This is a genomic window from Brotaphodocola sp. (assembly GCF_983179755.1).
This window is the reverse complement of sequence record NZ_CFAHBC010000001.1, coordinates 162,366-184,022: the sequence shown is the minus strand read 5'-3', so window position 1 is coordinate 184,022 and position 21,657 is coordinate 162,366. Positions and strand designations below refer to the sequence as shown.

Annotated in this window: 17 protein-coding genes; 5 read left to right on the top strand and 12 right to left on the bottom strand. The window is 47.8% G+C overall.

Annotation, left to right across the window (positions count from 1 at the left end):
- Positions 1-215: 215 nt before the first annotated feature.
- Positions 216-1,703, bottom strand: a complete 1,488-nt coding sequence (gene thrC / locus AC4EVX_RS00765; RefSeq protein ID WP_177978086.1) for a threonine synthase — start codon at positions 1,701-1,703, stop codon at positions 216-218.
- 570 nt (positions 1,704-2,273) lie between these two features.
- Between thrC and AC4EVX_RS00760 the strand changes: the two genes are divergently transcribed.
- The 5 genes from AC4EVX_RS00760 (at position 2,274) to AC4EVX_RS00740 (ending at position 6,563) form a co-directional block, all read left to right on the top strand.
- Positions 2,274-2,996: an amino acid ABC transporter ATP-binding protein gene (locus AC4EVX_RS00760; RefSeq protein WP_177978087.1), complete on the top strand. Its 723-nt coding sequence runs from the start codon at positions 2,274-2,276 to the stop codon at positions 2,994-2,996.
- A 177-nt stretch (positions 2,997-3,173) separates the two neighbouring features.
- Positions 3,174-4,088 (top strand): transporter substrate-binding domain-containing protein, encoded by a 915-nt coding sequence (locus AC4EVX_RS00755; protein ID WP_177978088.1) that lies wholly within the window; start codon positions 3,174-3,176, stop codon positions 4,086-4,088.
- A 3-nt stretch (positions 4,089-4,091) separates the two neighbouring features.
- The gene (locus tag AC4EVX_RS00750; RefSeq protein WP_177978089.1) at positions 4,092-4,799 is read left to right on the top strand and encodes an amino acid ABC transporter permease; all 708 of its coding nucleotides are present in this window, start codon (positions 4,092-4,094) and stop codon (positions 4,797-4,799) included.
- 1 nt (position 4,800) lies between these two features.
- Entirely contained in the window at positions 4,801-5,466 is a 666-nt protein-coding gene (locus AC4EVX_RS00745) for an ABC transporter permease subunit (protein ID WP_177978090.1), read from the top strand.
- 233 nt (positions 5,467-5,699) lie between these two features.
- Positions 5,700-6,563 (top strand): putative ABC transporter permease, encoded by an 864-nt coding sequence (locus AC4EVX_RS00740; RefSeq protein WP_177978091.1) that lies wholly within the window; start codon positions 5,700-5,702, stop codon positions 6,561-6,563.
- A gap of 126 nt (positions 6,564-6,689) precedes the next feature.
- On the opposite strand, the gene AC4EVX_RS00735 is transcribed toward AC4EVX_RS00740, so the two are convergent.
- The 11 genes from AC4EVX_RS00735 to AC4EVX_RS00685 all read right to left on the bottom strand — a co-directional run bounded on the left by AC4EVX_RS00735 (position 6,690) and on the right by AC4EVX_RS00685 (position 21,528).
- A complete protein-coding gene (locus AC4EVX_RS00735; RefSeq protein ID WP_490159361.1) occupies positions 6,690-8,768 on the bottom strand; it encodes a hypothetical protein in 2,079 nt (692 codons plus the stop codon).
- Positions 8,769-9,064: 296 nt separating this feature from the next.
- The gene (locus tag AC4EVX_RS00730; protein ID WP_490159360.1) at positions 9,065-10,801 is read right to left on the bottom strand and encodes a phospho-sugar mutase; all 1,737 of its coding nucleotides are present in this window, start codon (positions 10,799-10,801) and stop codon (positions 9,065-9,067) included.
- 180 nt (positions 10,802-10,981) lie between these two features.
- Positions 10,982-11,959: a phosphotransferase gene (locus AC4EVX_RS00725; RefSeq protein WP_177978094.1), complete on the bottom strand. Its 978-nt coding sequence runs from the start codon at positions 11,957-11,959 to the stop codon at positions 10,982-10,984.
- Positions 11,960-12,139: 180 nt separating this feature from the next.
- Positions 12,140-12,865 carry a phosphate signaling complex protein PhoU gene (gene phoU / locus AC4EVX_RS00720; RefSeq protein ID WP_490159359.1) on the bottom strand — a complete coding sequence of 242 codons (726 nt, stop codon included), beginning with the start codon at positions 12,863-12,865 and terminating at the stop codon, positions 12,140-12,142.
- A gap of 60 nt (positions 12,866-12,925) precedes the next feature.
- Positions 12,926-13,708 (bottom strand): phosphate ABC transporter ATP-binding protein PstB, encoded by a 783-nt coding sequence (pstB, locus tag AC4EVX_RS00715; RefSeq protein WP_490159358.1) that lies wholly within the window; start codon positions 13,706-13,708, stop codon positions 12,926-12,928.
- 45 nt (positions 13,709-13,753) lie between these two features.
- Complete coding sequence (pstA, locus tag AC4EVX_RS00710) at positions 13,754-14,638, bottom strand: phosphate ABC transporter permease PstA (protein ID WP_331682043.1); 885 nt, start codon at positions 14,636-14,638, stop codon at positions 13,754-13,756.
- Entirely contained in the window at positions 14,635-15,636 is a 1,002-nt protein-coding gene (gene pstC, locus AC4EVX_RS00705; RefSeq protein WP_490159357.1) for a phosphate ABC transporter permease subunit PstC, read from the bottom strand. Before pstC ends, pstA begins: the two co-directional genes overlap by 4 nt.
- Positions 15,637-15,696: 60 nt before the next feature.
- Positions 15,697-16,665 (bottom strand): phosphate ABC transporter substrate-binding protein, encoded by a 969-nt coding sequence (locus tag AC4EVX_RS00700; protein ID WP_490159356.1) that lies wholly within the window; start codon positions 16,663-16,665, stop codon positions 15,697-15,699.
- 403 nt (positions 16,666-17,068) lie between these two features.
- Entirely contained in the window at positions 17,069-18,313 is a 1,245-nt protein-coding gene (locus tag AC4EVX_RS00695) for a CCA tRNA nucleotidyltransferase (RefSeq protein WP_308451193.1), read from the bottom strand.
- Complete coding sequence (proS, locus tag AC4EVX_RS00690) at positions 18,313-19,746, bottom strand: proline--tRNA ligase (RefSeq protein WP_177978097.1); 1,434 nt, start codon at positions 19,744-19,746, stop codon at positions 18,313-18,315. The genes AC4EVX_RS00695 and proS overlap by 1 nt, the downstream gene beginning before the upstream one ends.
- A 495-nt stretch (positions 19,747-20,241) precedes the next feature.
- Positions 20,242-21,528 carry a CapA family protein gene (locus AC4EVX_RS00685; RefSeq protein ID WP_177978098.1) on the bottom strand — a complete coding sequence of 429 codons (1,287 nt, stop codon included), beginning with the start codon at positions 21,526-21,528 and terminating at the stop codon, positions 20,242-20,244.
- Positions 21,529-21,657 lie beyond the last annotated feature (129 nt).

Here is a 21,657-nt window from a genome sequence, read left to right as displayed (position 1 = left end):
CAATCCGCCTAACGCATGAACTGTAACAACTGTTTCATACCTTCTTCATGTATCCCCACAGTTACATATTTTCTTTTCAAAAACATACCCATAGTATAATACATTTTTTGTGATTTGAAAAGAGCCTTCGTTATTTTTTTGGCAATAGAATTCGCTTTTCCGAATTTTTTCAACCGCCAAAAAGGTACTTTTTCTATCTAAACTAACTGTATTTCTTATAATCCGAGAATCTCTGCGACTTCCTTCTCCATATCCGTGCGGTCGCAAACTCTTGTATGACGGATCGGTGCGGTACGGATCTCCTCAACTGCCTGAGGAACCGGAACATTCGCAGTCTTGCTCAGCTCATCCACGATCGCAAACTCATCGCGGTCACCCTGCTCACCTGCAATCGCCTCCATAACGCTGTGTGCAAACTTATACGGACTTGCCGTCGAAGCAATCACAATCGGAGTATTGTCCTTCGTCTCCTCGCGGTACTTTCTGCAAACTGCACTTGCGACAGCGGTGTGGGTGTCGATCACATATCCGGTCTCCTCGTAGACGTGGCGGATCTCATCTGCATCTTCCTTCTCGGTCGCATAACCACCGCAGAAATCCTTCATAAAATCTCTCTGTGCGTCGGTTACCGTGTAGGCGCCCTTCTCGCTCAGCTCCTTCATCAGTGCGCCCGTTGCCATCGCATCGCAACCGGTACTTAAGTAAATCAGACGCTCCAGGTTGCTCGAAATCAGAATATCCATAGACGGGGAAGTCGTCAGAATAAACTCTCTCTTTCTGTCATACGTTCCGGTCTGGAAGAAATCGTAGAGTACCTTGTTGTCATTAGAAGCGCAGATCAGCTTCTTGATCGGCACGCCGAGCTGTTTTGCAAAGTAGGCAGCCAGAATATTTCCAAAGTTTCCGGTCGGAACCGTCACATTGATCGGATCTCCGTCTGCAATCTCCTCATTGCTCACAAGTTTTGCATATGCATACACATAATATACAATCTGCGGAACAAGACGACCGATGTTGATCGAGTTTGCAGAGGAGAGCTGGAAGCCCTTGCCTGCAAGTCGCTCTGCAAAATCCCTGTCCCCGAAAATATTCTTCACTCCGGTCTGAGCATCGTCAAAGTTTCCATGAATTGCGACAACTGCGGTGTTGTCTCCCTTCTGGGTCACCATCTGAAGCTCCTGAATCCGGCTGACACCGCCCTGCGGGTAAAAGACGATGATTCTCGTTCCCGGAACGTCCGCAAAACCTGCAAGAGCCGCCTTTCCGGTATCACCGGAGGTTGCCGTCAGGATCACGATGTCGTTCTTTACCTGATTCTTCTTTGCGGATGTCGTCATCAGATACGGAAGAATCGAGAGTGCCATATCCTTAAATGCAATCGTCTTTCCATGGAAAAGCTCCAAATAGTAAGCACCATCTGCCTTTACAAGCGGAGCAATCTCCTCGGTATCAAATTTTTCATCGTAAGCGTGATTGATGCAGTAACGAAGCTCCTCCTCTGTAAAGTCGGTGAAGAACAGCTTCATTACCTGATAAGCTGTCTCCTGATAAGTTGCCCCGTAGAGTTCTTTCAGCGGAATATCCAGTTTCGGGATTTCCACCGGCATAAACAGACCGCCGTCATCTGCAAGACCTTTCAAAATTGCCTGAGAAGCAGTCAGACCGCTCTCTCCGCCCCGTGTGCTCTGATAAGATAAATTCATGGGTATCTTCCTTTCTCTCTTCTCTGAATGTCTCTGAATGGTTACTGCTCCCAGCAACGAGCAAATTCTGATCTGTTCCCTGCATGCACAGCAACAAAAACTGGGTCCTTACATGCTGACCTTTGCGAAGAGTGTAACATATTTATGGAAATGGTGCAAGACTCCAACTCCGTCGTTTTTTTGTCATAAAACCGTGCTCGACCGTCCTCCCGATCAGAACCCTCTTTGGTTCTTCTCTTCCTATTTCTTTTCCGCCATCGTTCTTCTTCTCATTTTCACACTCTACACCTTCACAAATTTAATTTAATAAAGTATTACAACCAAAAACCTGTGGCAAAAACAAGTTAAAAATTGTATTTTTTCGAAAAAACTATTGACTTTTCGATTTTTGGCGCATATAATGCAAAAAAAAGCAATTCAAACAGAAATGCAACATAGATCAGAGGAGCAAAGGCGCTCGGCATCCCCCGCAACTGGGGGCATGTTCGAGTGCCTTTTTTACTCTCAATTCTATCGCGGAAGCGCAAATGGAACTTTTAATGACTATCTCATAGAAAGGTGGCAGAGATTATGATAAAAGTTGAGAACCTGAAAAAGAACTACGGAAGCCTGGAGGTTTTAAAGAATATCAATCTGACTGTTGAGGAGGGCGAGAAGCTTGTTATCATCGGACCGTCCGGAAGCGGTAAGAGCACTCTGATTCGCTGCATGAACTACTTAGAGGAGCCGACCGCCGGAGAGGTTTACATCAACGATCAGCTGATGACAAAGAAAAACCGCGGTGAGATGGCGAGAAAGTATTCCTCGATGGTGTTCCAGCAGTTCAATCTGTATCCACATATGACGGTTCTCCAGAATCTGACTCTGGCACCGATCAAGTTGCAGAAAGTTCCGAAAAAAGAAGCCGAAGAGACGGCTATGAAATATCTTGAGCGCGTTGGTCTTGCCGACAAGGCTGGCGCCTATCCTCAGAACCTTTCCGGTGGTCAGCAGCAGCGTGTGGCGATTGCCCGTGCGCTCTGCACGAAGCAGAAACTGATCCTCTTCGATGAGCCGACTTCCGCTCTCGACCCGGAGATGGTTCAGGAAGTTCTCGACGTTATGGTCGGACTCTCCAAAGAAAATATCACAATGGTTTGTGTCACCCACGAGATGGGATTTGCAAGACAGGTTGCTGACCGCGTCATTTTCATGGACGGCGGATATATTGTAGAAGAAGGAACTCCGGAGCATTTCTTCACGAATCCGGAGAACGAGCGTACCAAAGCGTTCTTAAGCAAGATTCTTCATTAAACAATCGCAAGAAACGATGGCGCCGATTTTGCTTTCTTAATATTACTGCTAGCATAAAGGCTCCTTCGACGATTTTCCAAAATATACCACATACATAGATATGCAGGAATAATCAGGTCAGGGAGTCTTTTTGTATAGAAATGAGTCACAGAAACTTTTTTTGAGGAGGAAACAATTATGAAAAAGAACATGTTCAAGACAGGTACCGCTCTCTTTGCTACTGCTATGATGATGGCAGCTGTACTGACCGGATGCTCCGGTTCCGATTCGGGTGCTTCCACAACTGCTCCTGCTGATACCACAGCAACCACCACGGAAGGAAGCTCTGCTGACAATTCCTCCGCATCCGGAGACACCACTGCTGACGTTCAGAAGATTATCGACGCCGGCAAACTGAAAGTCGGAACGAAAGTCGATGTTCCGAAGTTCGGTTACCAGAATCCGGAAACCGGAAAGATGGAGGGTGTAGAAGTTGATCTGGCTTACGAGATCGCAGGAAAGATCTTCGGATGCACCGCTGACGAGGCAAAGGACAAGGATCTCGTCACTTTCCAGGGTGTGACTGCAAAGACAAGAGGACCGCTTCTCGACAATGGTGAGGTTGACCTCGTCATTGCAACTTACACGATCACTCCTGAGCGTAAGGAAAAATGGAATTTCTCTGACCCATACTATACAGACGCTGTTGGTCTTCTCGTTCTGAAAGACTCCGGCATTGAATCGATCAATGACCTTGACGGCAAGATCATTGGTGTTTCTCAGGGTTCCACGACTGCAAAGGCATTCGGTGAGTACACCAAGGAAAACAACATCAACGTGAAGCCGGAATTTGAGGAGTTTGACGGTTATCCGTCTCTGGCAGCTGCACTTGCAGCAAAGAACATCGATGTATTCTCCGTTGACCGCGCAATTCTTGCAGGATACAACGATGACTCCACCACCCTTCTTCCGGATCGTTTCGCAGAGCAGGAGTACGGTGTTGCTTCCAAGCTCGACAACAAGGGACTTGCAGAGCTGGTAAACGGCGTTGTCGACGATCTCAAGAGCAGTGGTAAAATGGACGAAATGATGAAAGGTTGGGGAATCGAATAACTCATGATAAAAGAACTGTTTAACGTAAAAGGCTGGGAGGCATTCATGGAAGTCCTCCCGGAGGAATACATACCAGGTTTTATCATGACACTGAAAGTAGCGCTGGCAGGTCTCCTGCTGGCGCTTGCCTTAGGTGTCATTTTTGGAATGCTTTCCACTGTGAAAGTAAAAGTCTTAAATGTCATCGCAAGAATCTATGTGGAATTTTTCCAGAATACTCCTCTCGTTGTACAGGTTTTCTTCTATTACAACTGCCTGCCGTTCGTGATCGGCGGAAGAGTTCCGAAATTCATCATCGGTGTCATCGGCGTCGGCATCTACCACGGTGCCTACATCTCCGAAGTCATCCGAACCGGTATCGAGGCTGTGCCGAGAGGACAGTTTGATGCCGCATACTCACAGGGTTTCACCTACATTCAGACGATGCGCTACATCATTCTTCCGCAGACGCTCAAGATGATCATGCCACCGCTTGCAAACCAGGCGCTCAACCTTGTGAAGAACACTTCTGTTCTCGCAATGATCGCAGGAATGGATCTGATGTATCATGCGGATTCCTGGGGCAGTGATCTCGGATACTTCGTGCAGGCATATCTGCCGTGTGCTCTTTTGTACTTTGTCATTTGTTTCCCGATCGCAAAGCTCTCCCGCTATTTGGAGATCCGCGCAAAGCGCACTCCGGTTCCGAAAAAAATGAAGGGGGTGGCATGAAATGGCTGAGGTATTTGCATCCATCTTTACAAAATCCAATCTTCTCTTTATGATGCAGGGACTTCTGACGACGGTTTTGATCTCCGCATGCACGATTGTTCTGAGCCTGTTCTTCGGCACACTCGTCGCAATGGTTCGCCACTTCTGTACCGGAAAGCTGACGATCCTCTCCCGCCTTGTCGGAGCCTACATCGAATTTTTCCGCTGTACACCGAACATCCTGTGGATTCTCTGGATTCGCTTCACGATGCAGGGTGATCCGACCGTGAAAGCAATCTTCGCCTGTACGCTGTTCACAACCGCTGTAATTGCAGAGATCGTCCGCGGAGGCTTAAACAACGTTCCGAAAGGACAGTTTGAGGGAGCTGCCTCCCAGGGCTTTACATTCTGGCAGACGATGGTCTACATCGTTCTCCCGCAGACATTCAAGAGCATCATCCCGGCACTGCTCTCTCAGGTTATCACTGTCATCAAGGATACTTCGTTCCTGAAAGCAGTCGACATTGCCGAGTTCATGAGAAACAGCAGTATTGTCATGGGTTCTCTGCGCAGTCCTGCACAGATCACAACCCTGTATGCGTTCATCGCACTCTGCTATTTTGCAATCTGCTTCTCCCTGTCCTGCGCCGTGCGGTTTTACCAGAAACGGATTCAGGCGACCGCGTAAGAAATCTAGGATTCTGTTTGTAAAACTATTTATTAAGGAATATGAAGTTTTGTTCGAGACAGATGCTAGAGCATGTTTGAAATATTTATTTTCAGGCACGCTCTAACATCTGTCTTTTTGATTGACTGCTTTTATGGTATAATGTGCGAAAAAGAAAAATTAAGAGGTATGACTCAAATCACTTAACACAGGCTTCTTATCTCTCATTCTACATTTAGAAAGGACTCACTGTCATGTATACTTACGCTTGGTACCACTGGCTGACGTTCTTTTACGTCTATTGCTTTTTCGGATGGATTTTTGAATCCACCTACGTTTCTCTGAAACAGAGACACTTTGTCAACCGTGGCTTTCTCCGTCTCCCAATGCTCCCTCTTTACGGAACCGGAGCAGTGATGATGCTATGGGTCTCTCTGCCGGTGAGAAACAGCCTGATCGCCGTCTATTTCTCAGGTTTAATCGGAGCCACTGTTCTCGAATACATCACCGGATGGGCGATGGAACGTTTATTTAAAGTGCGTTACTGGGATTACAGCAATCAGAAATTCAATCTGCACGGATACATTTGCCTGACTTCCTCGATTGCATGGGGTTTCCTGACAATCCTTATGACGGAAGTAATTCATCCACCGATTGCAAAGGCTGTTCTCGAAATCAAACCTCACACAGAATGTTTTTTCCTGATCACAACAACGATTCTCTTTGGATATGATACGTTCCAGTCCACGAAGGAAGCTCTCGACCTCGCTCGCGCCCTCGAATCAATCACCAAACTGCGTGCCGAGCTTGAGGATATGCAGGTTCAGATTGCCCTTCTGCGTGCTGAGACGGTTCAGGAAATCCACCGCATCAAAGAAAATGTCCGCGATTCCGTTGTCGAATCTGCCGAGCTTCGCCATGAGAATATAAACCTCAAGAAAGAAGAATTCGAGACAAGAATTCAGGAGCTGTCCAAACAGCTGAACGAAAAGCGCGACGTTCTCAAAACACGCATTGGCAAACGTACCCCTGCAATCCTTCGTCGAAACCCAGGTGCAATCTCCCGCCGTTTTGCTTCTGCGCTGAAGGAATTGCGTAGTACAATTGAGAACTTATAGCCCAAAAATGTTTAATCAAATCAATTAGCAAAAGAGAACCTGTTGACGTTATTAAAGATCATTTTTATTTTCTTAACTCGCAAAAGTATTTCGTTTGGCGGAGCGCGAGAAAATCCAGCCAAAAACTCAAACGCACTTCAACTGTTCAATCAGCTCCTGCATACACCGCTCGGGATTGCTTCCATTGACATAGAGCAGAATCTGGTTCTCCCCGCGCTCCGCAAGCACCCGATAATAACAACTGTGTTTGAGTACCGCCGTATTTACAATAATGACTTCCTTGCTTCGGATGCTCTCTCCGTCGTAGTTATTCTTGTCCGCGGACATAAACTGCCACTGCGGAAACTGCTCTCGAAACCGCTTCTGCCAGTTCACATGACCTCCGATCACAATCACCCGGCGTCCTTTCAGGATTGTCCGAAGATTTTCCGCACAGTTTCCTCCCATTTTTTCTATTTCTTCTGTTTCTTTTATATCTTTTGTATCTTCTGTATTTTCTGTATCTTTACTATTCTCCGATTCATCTATATACTGTCCCAAATACGGATTCTGTGACCTTCCAGATCCCCCGCGAAAACTCCCCGTCATCTGCCAAACGTACTCTCGAAGCTGGTTTAACTCCTTCCCTCTTCGCTCCTGCTCCCGCCTCAGCTCTTCAATCTGATCCTTTCTCTGCTCGAGACATTGATTTGCCTGACAGAGGCTCTGATCAAGGTTCTTGCGATCTGTCTTCATTCTCTCCAATCTCTCTCGCAAATTCAGATTCTCTCTCTGAAGTTCCTGAAGACGTCTTAAAAGTCTCTCGCACTCTTCCACATCAATCTGTTTTTCTCTATCCCCGAAAAACTTCTTTCGTCTCTTTTGTTCTTCCCGCTCCTCACGATTCCGCTCACAGTATTCCGTCAGCTTTCCGATATATTTACACAGGGTGGATGCCAACAGCCACGGCATATACTCCTCCCAGTCCATATCGGCATTCAGAGAAAAAATCTTCTGAATCTCCTGATCGGTCAGCTGGATTCCCTGCAACATCCTTGGATTCATATGAAAAATCGAAAAGATCTCCCGATAATCGCATCCGACTTCCGTGCCATCTCCATCCCCGTTTTCCGCATGTTCTGCCTCAGTGCCCTCCATTCCTTCTGCCTCCGCCATCATTTTCCGAAGCGTCTCATCACTCACATCCCGAAGCGGGTGTTCGAGACAACTCTTGACGTAATCCTCACAGCGATAGATCTCCTTCATCTCCCTGAATTTTTTGCGTCCCTCTGCACTGATTGCGACCTCTTCTTCCGTCTCATTCATCTGCAACTCGTAATCCTGAAGGACCGGAAGAAAGGTATAAAACAGAAAATCCTCCTCTCGCGGAATCTCAAGTTTCTCTGCCATAGCAATTCCAAGAACTGACGCCGAGATTCTAAGTGCCATATCAGACTCTGTGGAAAGTTGTGCAAAGACGGTTCCATTCATCCGCTCACACCCGCGGAGAAACTTCTGCATCTTTCTGTATCCACTCTGCGCAATCTCCCAGAACATCTGATAGGCATCTCCCTTTTGAGGTGCATTCTGACGAATCTGTTCAAGAAGCTCCATGCACCATCTTGCATCCTCCCTCCGCCACTGAGGAAACCAAGCGAAGAAATTTTGATCCTGAAATTCATTTTTCCGGAAATCAGGACTTGACCCCGAAGCCCCAGAAAGTTTCTCACGAACCGCACGAATTTCTTTCAGACACCTCTCGTTTTTGACGAGCGCATAGACCAGATACTTCTGTATGGAAATTGTGATTGTCTTCTGGTCAAGCTCCAGTGCCTTTCGGCTGTGATAAGCGATCGCCAAGGTCTGATGCTCCAACCATGCCTCCAAGACATCCCCGCTCACGACCTGCTCATACGCAAGCTCAAGCGCATTCTCATCGAGAACTGCCATATTTTCAACTGTCTTTCCGATTTCACCCGGAAAACGACACCGAATTTTCTCGGGAATCTTCTTTCTCCCAATCCCAAGATCTCCAATGCGCTCCATCAGCGCCATCCGATACTCCGGCACGCTTAAAAAATACTGCATCAGCTTCGCCTTTGCGCGCACCTTGCACTGGAGTTTCCCACTCATCACCATTTCCATACTCATCTGTCCTCTCCGAATGCATCCGACTTCCGCTTCCGGAACATTCTCGAGAACGATCTCCGGGCAAAATGTCTGCATCCTGCTCTTTTTCGTTTATTCTGTTGATTTTCTCTCTTCTGATCTGTCCGCGAAATCTGCGCATGAACATCTCGATATCTTTAGAACCCAACCGGAAAGAAATCCGGTGAAGATAAATTCAGTATAGACGTAGCTCTGATCCCTGTCAACTGTTTTTTCGTACCAGTTTTCTCTATAATAACCACCATCTCCATCACTCTCACAAAAAAGAAAAAAGGAGCCAGACTGCCACAAAGCAATCTGACTCCCTGTAAACTCAAAAGTTTGGGTTCTCCTCAGAGTTTTACATACATAAATTACATCAGCTTGTCCACCATCTCGGCAACTGCCTTTCCGAGTGCCTCAGACTTCTCGTCTGCGTCAGCTAAGGAAGTGCCCTTTACGCCATAGTAGAACTTGATCTTCGGCTCAGTACCGGACGGACGAACGCACAGCCATGCATTGTCGTTCATGTCATAATACAGAACGTTGGATGCCGGAAGACCGGTCGGTACAACATCTCCGGTTGCCATATCCTTGATCGTATCCTTCTGATAATCGCGTGCGGACAGAACCTTGTACTCGCCAACCTCTGCCGGAGTGTTGTTTCTCAGAGTCTCCATGATCGACTGAATCTTTGCCAGACCCTCGATACCGGACAGACCGATGGACTTTACGGAATCCTTGTAGTAGCCGTACTTGTCGTACATTGCAACCATTGCATCCCACAGAGTCATGTTCTTGGTCTTGTAGTATGCAGCAGCCTCACACAGAGCAACCGTAGCGGAAACTGCATCCTTATCACGCGCATAGGTACCGATCAGACAGCCGTAGCTCTCCTCCATACCGAACATGTAGTGACCAACACCGGTATTCTCCTCCTTGAGGATCTGCTGGCCGATCCACTTGAATCCGGTCAGGCACTCCACGAGCTTACAGTTGTAAGCACCTGCAACGGCATCGATGAGGTTCGTGCTCACGATAGACTTAACAACCTCAGCGTCTGCCGGGATCTTGTTCTGAACAGCCTTCTGGCTCAGAACGTACTCACACAGCAGGGAACCGGACATATTTCCGGTCAGGGAAATGTACTCGCCGGACTTGGTGTCCTTCACATACACACCAAGACGGTCTGCATCCGGATCAGTTGCCAGAACAAGGTCTGCATCGATCTCCTCTGCGAGCTTCAGACCCAGAGCAAATGCCTCTGCTGCCTCCGGGTTCGGATAGCTTACAGTCGGGAACTCACCATCCGGAAGCTCCTGCTCACGAACTACATAGACATTCTCAAAACCGATGTCATGCAGAGCACGGCGTACCAGAACATTTCCGGTTCCATGCAGAGGAGTGTACACGATCTTGATGTCCTTCTGCATCTTGTTGATCGCATCCTGGTTGACAACCTGAGCCTCAACATGAGCCAGATACTTATCATCGATCTCAGCGCCGATTACCTTGTAAAGTCCAAGAGACTTTGCATCGGAAGCGGTCATTGTCTTGACAGTAGACAGATCCTCGATTGCCAGAACTTCCTCGGTAACACCCTTGTCATGAGGCGGAGTAAACTGTGCGCCATCCTCCCAGTATACCTTGTATCCATTGTACTCAGGCGGGTTGTGGCTTGCAGTTACGTTGATTCCTGCGATACATCCAAGCTCTCTCACTGCAAAGGACAGCTCCGGAGTCGGACGCAGGGATTCGAACTTGTAAGCACGGATTCCGTTTGCTGCCAGAGTGCGTGCTGCCTCATCTGCAAACTCAGGAGACATACGGCGGGAGTCATATGCGATTGCTACGCCTCTGTCTGCTCCTCCCTGCTTGATGATGTAGTTTGCAAGTCCCTGGGTTGCACGGCGTACTACATAGATATTCATGCGGTTGATACCGGCGCCGATGATACCACGCAGACCTGCGGTACCGAATTCCAGATCCTTATAGAAACGCTCTTTGATCTCATTCTCATCTCCGGCAATTCCGCGCAGTTCCTCTTTTGTAGCCTCGTCGAAGTACGGATTATCAAGCCATTCCTGATAAATCTTCATGTAATCCTTCATAACTAATACTCCCTCCTGTTTTTCCCCATTCTTATCGTTCTTCCGATGGCAAATTGATGATCTATTTTCGATTACATCCATCGACTTTCCGACGTTTCTGTCAGGTCACGGGTACGACCTGCGATGCTTTTATTATATAACAATGCATCTGAAAAAGGAAGAAAAACCCGGGAATTTCTCTTACTTTATTTTTTCGAGAAAGTGCATTCTTTTCTCCTGCTGGGATACCAACACGCGAAGCTTCTCCACATTCTTCTCCGGAATCCACGCTTTATTGCTGTTGTTGTAATAATTGAGCTGTTTCTGGTATTTTTCCGGATAGAGAAGCAGGTAATACAGCCGATTTCGCTCCGTCTCATCAAGTGGATTTTCCCTCTCATATCGCTCAAGCAAAGACACCCCCAGCAGCTCATTCCAGCCATGTTTTTCCATGACTTTCCTCATGAAACGGCTCAGATCACTCATCTGACTCCCCCGATGCATCTGATGAAATTCCACAAAAATTGCCTCATCCCTGCGAAGAAGCAAATGATGCTGGTCAAGATCCCCATGACACAAAAAAAGCCGGTTCTCCTCATTCTTTTTCTCGAGTCGTTCCAGCCCCTTCTGTGCCTCAAGCGCCTGCTCATAAAATTGATCAAAGTCAGTCGCAACACAGCGTTCAAATTCACTTTTCTTTCGTTTTCCGCGGATGAAAGCCCGAACCCGCTTCATTTCCCGGTTATGCCGTTCCATCTCACAGCTCAAATCGGGCGGAATTGTGGAACCCATACTCCACGCATCCTGCCAGGAAATTCCCTGGAATGCTCGGTGAAGCCTTCCGATCCATTCTACTGCGACAAAGATCTCTCTCGTGTCACGCAGACTACATTCCCGCTCAGAAAACCATTCTTTTAATACATACCGGGTGCCATCCGGTCCTACCGTGACAAGCTCGCCCTCCTTATTGCGGATATACTGGTCCACATAAGGAATTCCCCGCTCTCTCAAAGCATAAAGAACCGCCTCCTCAAACTCAAGCCGTTTTACGGTTCCGCGATATTCCTTGAGCAGAAAAATCCGGTCATTCTGCTCCCAGATCCATGCTCCGCGCCCCCGGCGGACTCCATCCAGCTCCCCCTCGTAATGCTGTAAAACATCCAGATAACTGTCGTTCACACCCACCCCTCCACTCTCTGATTGTTTCTGTTCCCTTCGTTTTCATTCCCAGAAACATCTCTCCATTCCCGGCTACTTCCAAAGTATGAGCAATAGAGGGGAGATTATTCGTAACAGTTCCGAACAAAAATCCGGATTTCACTGAATCTCATCTACTGGATTTCAATACGCACAGTTTATTTAGATTCCTGTACTTAAGTTCTGATACTTCGTTTTTGCCTGATGTTCTCCGGTGATCGAGAATTCCACCCACTCTGCGACATTCGTCGCGTGATCCCCGATACGCTCAAAATACTTGGCAATCATCAGAAAATCGAGAAGTGCCTCACCCTTTTCCGGGTATTTTGCGATCAGATCAACAATCTCCCGTTTTACCTTATCAAACAGGTCATCCACCTCATCATCGGATTTAATCACAATTCTCGCAGAGGAAAGATTGCGTGCCACATAGGAGTCCACGGACGCGGTTACCATCTTCATCGTCGCAGATGCCATATCCTGAATGTGGACATGGGACTCCAGCTCAAATGCATTCTTGCCATTGAGAACACGGACGATATCCGCAATGTCTGCGCACTGATCTCCGATGCGTTCCATATCTGAAATCATCTTGAGTGCAGCCGAAATCAACCGCAGATCCCCAGCAACCGGCTGTTGCTGAAGAAGAAGTTTCAGGCAAAGTGTCTCGATATCCCTCTCCATCTGGTCAATCGAGGCATCGGTGCTGTAAACCTTATTTAAAAGACTTGTCAGAGCCTGCTCCTTCGTCTTTAAATCCTCCGTTTTGTTGTTCTTTTTATTCAGTGCCGTTGCCACCTCACTGATGCAGTCCTCACAGTAAGCGCCCATCTCAATGAGCTTCTTGTTGAGTTCCTCCAACTGCTGACCATAATGAACTCTCAGCATTCTTTCTCCTCCCCTCTTGTTGCTTTGCAAACAGCAGCCCTCTCTTCTCTCCTCTTTGCATCAACCGAAACGTCCGCTGATGTAGTCTTCGGTTCGCTTGTCCTGAGGCATAGAAAAGACTTTCTCGGTCTCATTGAATTCAACCATCTCACCGAGCAGGAAGAATGCTGTTCTGTCCGAAATACGGGCTGCCTGCTGCATATTGTGTGTGACAATCACAATCGTATATTTCTCTTTCAGCTCCATCGCCAGATCCTCAATCTTTGAAGTGGAAATCGGATCGAGCGCTGAGGTCGGCTCATCCATCAAAATGACTTCCGGCTCGACTGCCAGTGTGCGCGCCATGCAGAGTCTCTGTTGCTGACCGCCTGAAAGACCGAGAGCTGACTTATTCAGACGATCCTTGAGTTCATCCCAGATCGCTGCCTGACGCAGACTGCGCTCCACAATCTCGTCAAGCTCCGCCTTGCGATGAATGCCAAAGATTCGCGGTCCATAAGCGACATTGTCGTACACGCTCTTCGGAAACGGATTCGGTTGCTGGAAGACCATCCCGACACGGTGACGTAGAGTGATCGCATCCATCTCTTTAAAAATATCTTTTCCGTCGAGCTTGACTCCACCTTCAATCTTCACATTGTCCACAAGATCATTCATCCGGTTCAATGTCTTCAAAAATGTGGATTTTCCGCATCCGGACGGTCCAATGAAGGCAGTAATCTCATTCTTTCGGATCTTCATGTTGATTCCTTTTAATGCATGAAATGTTCCATAATGCAGATTCAGATCCGTGATATCAAATTTCGGCACTCCGCCGTTTTCTATCAGTTTTCCCTCTTCCATGATTTCTCTCCTTTTTTTCTCCTGATTTTATTTCAGGTTCTTTTCTTATGCTTCCTCTCCCGCACTCTTTTTCTTGATGTGATGGCTCCAGAGATTTGCGCCAATACTGAATGCCAGCACCAGAAGCATCAGGATTGCAGACGAGGCATTTGCCAGTGCCCGATCCTGTCCGTTGACCTGCAAGTTCCAGATCTGAATCGACAGAGTCTCTGCCGGGCGAAATACATTGAGCGGGCAGGTCGGAGCTGAGAGATTCCAGTTGCCCCATCGAAGATCCGTTCCAGATCCGGTTGTATACAAAAGTGCTGCCGCCTCACCAAAACCACGACCTGCTGCAAGAATCACACCGGTCATAATTCGCGGAACACAGGCAGGAAGCAGAACATGGAAAATCGACTGCCATTTGGTTGCTCCGAGACCGAGGCTCGCCTGAAAATATCCTTTTGGAAGACCTTTGAGCGCATCCTCCGTCGTTGTCGTGATCAGAGGAAGCGTCAGAATCGACACGGAAAGTGCACCTGCGAAAAGGCTCTTCCCCATTCCCATAAATACAAGAAAAACCAGATATCCGAACAGACCGACTACGATCGACGGCAGAGAGGAAAGCGTCTCGATACACATTCTGAGGAAATGTGCGCCTTTGCCCTGCTTTGCGTACATCCCCAGATAGATTCCTCCGCCCACACCGAGGGGAACGGAGACGAGAAGAGATAAAACCACAAGATAAATGGTATTAAAGAGCTGGTTTCCAAGACTTCCCTTTCTCGCAAACCGGAACATCTCCGGCTTTGCCCCAAGGAGTCCTCCGATAATGACCTTACATGCAAATCCCAGAAGCAGGGTAAAGAAAAACACAGCGATGACATAAAACACAGCCGTCATTACACTGTCTACCATGCGCGAACGCTGAATTTTTGCGTCAACCATCATGCTTTTCCTCCCATCGCATCAATTTTTTCTTCGGCTATTCTTTCCTTTTCACGGGTTGCACCCTTGGCAACCATTTTCTTTTCACTTCTGACACTGCATTCCGGCTGTTTTGCGGAAACCATATGGATCAGGAAAATAAATAAGAGTGAAATCAGGAACAGCAAAAGTGCCATTGTCCAGAGTGCAGACTTGAGTTCTCCGCCTTCCATTGCATTTCCCATCTGAGCGGCAACCTCGGTCGTCAATGTTTTTGTCGTCGAAAAAATGCTCGTCGGGAGCGCGGTCGTCTGTCCGATTACCATTGCAACTGCAAGTGCTTCACCGAAGGCTCTCGCAAATCCCATGATGATTCCTGTGATTACGCCAGGACCTGCTGCCGGAATCACAATGCGGTAAATCGTCTGCCATCTCGTCGATCCCAGTCCGTATGCCGCCATTCTCGTCTCTTTCCCGACAGAGCGAAGTGCATCTGCCGACACGCTTGTGATTGTCGGGAAAATCATCACTGCAAGGACAAGTCCTGCTGCCAGAACAGAGTGACCGACCTGACGATGAAACACATTTTTGATCGCCGGAACAAGAACCGTAAGTCCAACCCAGCCGTATACCACCGACGGGATTCCTGCAAAGATCTCCACAACCGGACGATAAAACTTTTCTCCGAACTTCGGAGAAATCTCCGTGATGAAGATCGCAGATCCGAGTGAAAACGGAGTCGAGATCAAGAGCGCAAGTCCACAGGTGCAGAGCGAACCCACAATAAAGATCAGAGCACCGACTGCTCCACCGCCGGATACGTCATCCTGAGGTGTCCAGTCTCCCGATCCCAGAAACTCCAGAAGCGAGTGATGAAAGGTGGTAAACGTCGCAGATCCCTTGTAGACGAGAAAGGCTCCAATCACAATCGTCAACACGATTACAAAGAGTCCGCACAGAGTCATCAGACCCTGCCAGAAATACTCTCTCGCAAACATACTTTTTTCTTTTCCTGTATCCATAATTCCTCCGGTTCGCCTTCTCTCTTCTTCTCTTTGGCGAACCCTTCTTAAAACGAAATTTTAGTGTTCGGTCTTCGTCATCTTAGAGGATACGCCGTACCCCATGTTCTCCATATGAGTTCCAAACTCGTCAGACATGATGTACTCAAGGAAAGCTCCGCTCACCTCATCCGGTTCGCCCTTTGTATACATATGCTCAAAAGTCCATACCGGATAAGCTCCGCTGTAAGTATTTTCCAGAGTCGGCTCGACACCGTCGATCGCTACGGTCTCGACACCCGGATCATCTACGAGATAGGACAGAGCCACATAACCGATTGCCCCCTTTGTATCCTTTACATTCTGAAGCAAAACTCCGGAATCATCGGTTTCCATTGAAGCATTGGATGCCTCCTCTTTTCCGTCAAGTGCGTACTTCTGGAAGGTTGCTCTCGTTCCGGAAGACGTCGGGCGGGTTACCAGAACAATGTTCTCATCCGGTCCACCAACCTCATTCCAGTTCGTCGTTTCTCCAGTAAAGATTGCAATCAGCTGATCCTTTGTCAGGGTCGTCACACCTGCCTCTTTTACATCCGGGTTTACGATCGGTGCCATTGTTACAACACAAACCTGATGATCGACAAGCTCTTTTGCCTTGTCTGCATCCAGTTTATCCTCTGCCGGAACATCGGAGTTACCGATATTTACGGTGCCCTCAGCAACCTGCTTAAGTCCCTCACCAGAACCACCGGCATCAATCGTCAGAGAAACATCCGGATATTTCTCACTGAAAAGATCAGCAGCCTCATCGACAAGTGGTTTTAAAGCAGAAGAACCAGCTGCGGTTACAGAACCGGTCAGATCCTTGTCTGCCTTTGCATCTTTTGCAGTATCTTTTCCGTCTGCCTTGGCGTCCTCTGCTTTGGTATCGTCTGCCTTGGTTTCTGCGGAAGTCGTCGTATTTGCAGAATTGGAAGAACATCCGCTCATTGCACTCATTGCCATCACAGTCGCGAACATTAACGCGATTGTCTTTCTTGTCTTTCTCATAATTATTTCCTCCTCAAATTTCCCGGATTTTCCAAATTTTCCAGATCATCTGGAAATCCCTCAAATTGGTTTTCTCATTTACAGTGCTTATTCTAATTTGGATGTGTAAAATTTTTTAAGGAGGTTCTGTAAGATGTGTGTAAAATTTTTTGCTCGGATTTTTGATTTTGAATGGAAATAAAGAAGAGAGTATAAAACATGAAGAAGACTAAGAACACTAAAAATAAAACAAACGCCCCGCTAAGAACTAAGGCTCTGCTCAGACTCGCTTCCGCTCGGATCGGCGCGTAACGGTCTTCACCAGAGCACCTGTTCTCGCGGGGCTGGTAATCTCTGTAAAAAAGATAAATTAGTAGGATTATCGTTTATGTCGGTTTCTATCACCTGGAGTGAATGTCACACATTATCGGATAAAGTGTTCCAGGAGATATTCTTTTTCATTGTGATCCGGATGAGAAAGAACATCATCGAGCATTTGATTTAAGGTCGCACCGAGCGCCTTTCCTGGCTGGACTCCGGCCTTGATCAGATCCTGTCCCTTGACTGCCAGATGTTTGAGATCCAGACAGTCTCCTGCCGTGCGGATTTCCTCGGTCAGTGCGTGAATCTTCTCGCTGTATTCGTTGAGTTCCATCAGCGCATCCCAGACTTCCGCCTCCATCCTGCTCATCGCACGGCGAACCGCCTCCGGGGTCTCTGGAAGTTCCACTCCTGACCATGATACGAGAGTCTTCACACGTCCGATTGTGTCATTATCAAGTTTGAGATCACGAAGAATCTTTACTGCGCGGCTGGCTGACTCCGGCACTTCTGTGACTGACGGAATCGGCTGAGGCATAAGTGTGCCGTTGACATCATACGCATTTGCACAGCGCAGAAATCCTGCCCATCTCACATATTTTTCTTTCGGAAGAGTGGTCGGAATCTCTGCCATTTTCCAGTTCAGGGAATCAAAGTTCTCTGAAATATAAGGGCTGATTCCCGTCTCGTAGACTTCCCGAATCTTTTCCGGATGATCGGACAGAAGAAGTTTTGTCAACTCGACCTGAATTCTCTCCTTGCTGACTTTTGCGATATTCGGCGCAATTACGCGAATCGCATTCCACGTCTGCTCCTCAATCGTGAAATCAAGCTGGGCCGAGAAACGGATTGCTCGCAGAATTCGCAGTGCATCCTCAGTAAATCGCTCCATCGGATCACCGACACAGCGAATCGTCTTTGCATTTAAGTCCTCGACTCCGCCAAACTCATCCACAATTCCCGTCTCATGACTGTATGCCATCGCATTGATTGTAAAATCACGGCGTTTCAGATCTTCGATCAGGCTTGATGTAAATTCCACCTGCTTTGGGTGGCGTCCATCCTCATACTCCCCGTCAATACGGTAAGTCGTAACCTCATAACCAGTCCGGTCCATCATCACCGTCACGGTTCCGTGCTGAATTCCTGTGTCAATCGTGCGGCGGAATAGCTCCTTGACTTCCTGCGGTCGCGCGGAGGTTGTGATATCCCAGTCCCCCGGCTTCCTGTCAAGAAGCGTATCGCGGACACAGCCACCTACGGCGTAGGCTTCGTATCCGTGATCGTTCAGTGTGCGGATAATCCGCTCGACATTGCCAGGAATCTTCATGGCTGTCTTTGTCACCATTAATATGCGCGACCCCAGTAAACCATCTTAGTTGCCGGCTTGCCACAGCATACACACTTGTCAGAAAGCTGTTCCTGCTTAAACGGAATGCAACGGGAGGTTGCACCGGTAACTTCCTTGATCTTGTCCTCGCACTCCTGGCATCCGCACCACATTGCCTTTACGAAGCCCGGCTTCTCATTGATTGTCTTGACAAAGCTGTCAAAATCAGTTGCCTCATAGGTATGAGCATCTCTGTGTGCTCTTGCCTTTTCAAGCATATCGTGCTGGATCGTATCAAGCAGTTTCTCTACCTCTGCCTCGATGTTGTCGATCGATACAGTGAGCTTCTCATGGGTGTCACGGCGAACCAGAACAGCCTGATTATTCTCGATATCTCTCGGTCCAATCTCAACACGAACCGGGATTCCACGCATCTCGGACTCTGAGAACTTCCAACCCGGGCTCTTGTCGGAATCATCCACCTTCACGCGGAAGTTAGACAGAACATCTTTGATCTCAAATGCCTTGTCAAGAACGCCTTCCTTCTTCTGCTGGATCGGAACGATCACAACCTGAGTCGGAGCGATACGCGGAGGCAGAACCAGACCATTGTCATCTCCATGCACCATGATGATTGCGCCGATCATACGGGTCGTCATACCCCAGGAAGTCTGGAATACATACTTCAAGGAGTTGTCCTTTGCTGCATACTGGATGCCGTAAGCCTTTGCAAATCCATCACCAAAGTTGTGGCTCGTACCAGACTGGAGTGCCTTACCATCATGCATCAGGGACTCGATCGTGTAGGTTGCCTCTGCACCTGCGAATTTCTCCTTATCGGTCTTGCGTCCGCGAACAACCGGGATTGCGAGAACTTCCTCACAGAAATCTGCATAAACATTCAGCATCTGAATCGTGCGTGCCTCTGCCTCCTCAGCAGTTGCATGAGCGGTATGACCCTCCTGCCACAAGAACTCTCTCGAACGCAGGAACGGACGGGTCGTCTTCTCCCAACGAACAACGGAACACCACTGGTTGTATACTCTCGGCAGATCGCGGTAAGAGTGAATGTCTCTGGAATAGAAATCACAGAACAGAGTCTCGGAAGTCGGGCGAACGCACAGACGCTCCTGAAGCTGTTCATTTCCACCTACGGTTACCCATGCTGCCTCCGGAGCGAATCCCTCAACGTGATCCTTCTCCTTGTCAAGCAGGCTCTCTGGAATAAAGAGTGGCATATATACGTTCTGTACACCGGTCTCCTTGAATCTGCGATCCAGCTCATGCTGAATGTTCTCCCAGATTGCATATCCAGCCGGCTTAATTACCATACATCCTTTCACGCTTGCGTAGTCACAAAGCTCTGCTTTCTTTACCACATCGGTATACCACTGGGCAAAATCCACATCCATGGATGTGATCGCTTCTACTAATTTCTTGTCGTTTGCCATCATCAATCTCCTTATTTTTTATAATCATTTTTGTTTCTCAAGACAGCTTTCCGTGCCTTTTTCTGCAAAAGAAACGGTCATCCGGTCCCCGCCGCACAATCTGCACAGCAAGGGACCGAATGACCGGATTATTCGGCGGTACCACCCTCAGTTAGCAACAAATCCTTTATCATTGCTCTCTCTTCTTCCGTGTAACGTCGGAACACACGCCACAGTTCACTGTGGAACTCCAAGGCCGGTTCAGCATCCAGGGACACGGAAATCTCGCACCAAATGATCTCCTCTCTGCCTGTGTTTGTCTGCTTACTAATCCTCTTCACAGTCGTTCGCATGCTTGATTTTACGCTGTTTTTCAGGCTTTGTCAAGTCCAAACCATATCCCAGCATCATCCGGCTCATCTCTATTTGTTACCGTTCACACATTACACAAACATCAATGAATTTTGCCGATGCCTCACATTTCAAATTCATCCAAAATGACCCATTGATTATAATCTACTCAATTTGTGAGATTCTTCCATCCTGTCCGATCACTGCTCCATAAGAAATTCCCTGCATATAAGAAGCGAACTCCTGAAGGGAACGTTCTTCTGTAAACATCTGCGTGTACCCGGATTTTGAGGTGCCGGGAATCAGACGAAGCCCCAGATTTCCATCCTTCTCCATCCCAGGAAGACGGACTTCCAAAAGCGCTGTCCGCGGAATCGAACTTCCAAAGATAAAATTTCCAAGGCTGTACACAATCGCCTTCTCCTTATAATACTCGACTCCCTGAAGCACATGAGGATGACTTCCAATCACAAGATCCGCACCAGCATCAATATACTGTTTTCCAAGCGTTCGCTGATACTCCTGCGGGCGCTCATCACGCTCAATCCCCCAGTGCACCATGACAAATACATAATCATTCTCCTGTTTCTGTTTTCGGATTTCCTCAAGAAGAAGCGTCGGATCGTAAGTTGCAAGCATTCCCGGATGAGAAACTCCCGCTGACCAGTCCGTCTGCGGAATCACACGCGTTGCACCGATCACTGCAATCTTTTTTCCTCCTACCTCAATCCGAACCGGCTTTCTCGCTTCCTCAAGATTTTTTCCCGCTCCGGTATGCGCAATCCCTGCCTGATCAAGCACCTCACACGAGTCAAGAAGAGCATCTGTCCCATAGTCAAGCGCATGATTATTTGCAAGTGTCACCGCATCAATTCCAAGTTCCTGAAACATCGAAACTTTTTCCGGTGCAAGCCGAAACGTATACTGCTTATCCTTCGCCTTTGTCCCGCGATTGCTAAACGGAAACTCCTCATTGACCATAAAATAGTCTGCATTTGCAATCAAATCACGATACCCCTGATCGAGGACTCCACTGATTCCCCCCGCTCTCTGGCAGGCATTCAGAACATGGTCCGATAAGAGCACATCACCGGAAAATAGTAAATGAAACTCCTGTTCCTGAATCGGTTCTATTTTATCTGTTTGTTCCTTCGATTCGTTTTCTATCTGATTTTCTCCATCAGCTGTATTTCCTTCCCCCATTTCTTTCTCTGATGTATTTTTCCTTGAAATCTCATCATTTTCTCGATTAGACTCATCTGTTTGACTCTGATCTTGATTTTCAGGAAGCTCAATAACAATCCCCGAGTGATCCCCCTCACTCTGGCTCTCCTCAATGATTTTCTCTGCATTTATCTTTCTTAAATCAATCTGCTCACTCTGATGACCCCCACACCCAGCAAGCAAAAAAGCGGCCATCACTGCCATCAAAATTCCGGTTTTTCTCCCCATATATCCCTCCTAATAGTCCCTTCTAAGTTATACGCTCCGCGAAGAATTCTCAACGCTTCTGGCGACGTGGTACCCTGCTTTCATTTACCGGCATTTATTCGCCGTCGACACCTCCATTATTATGCTCTA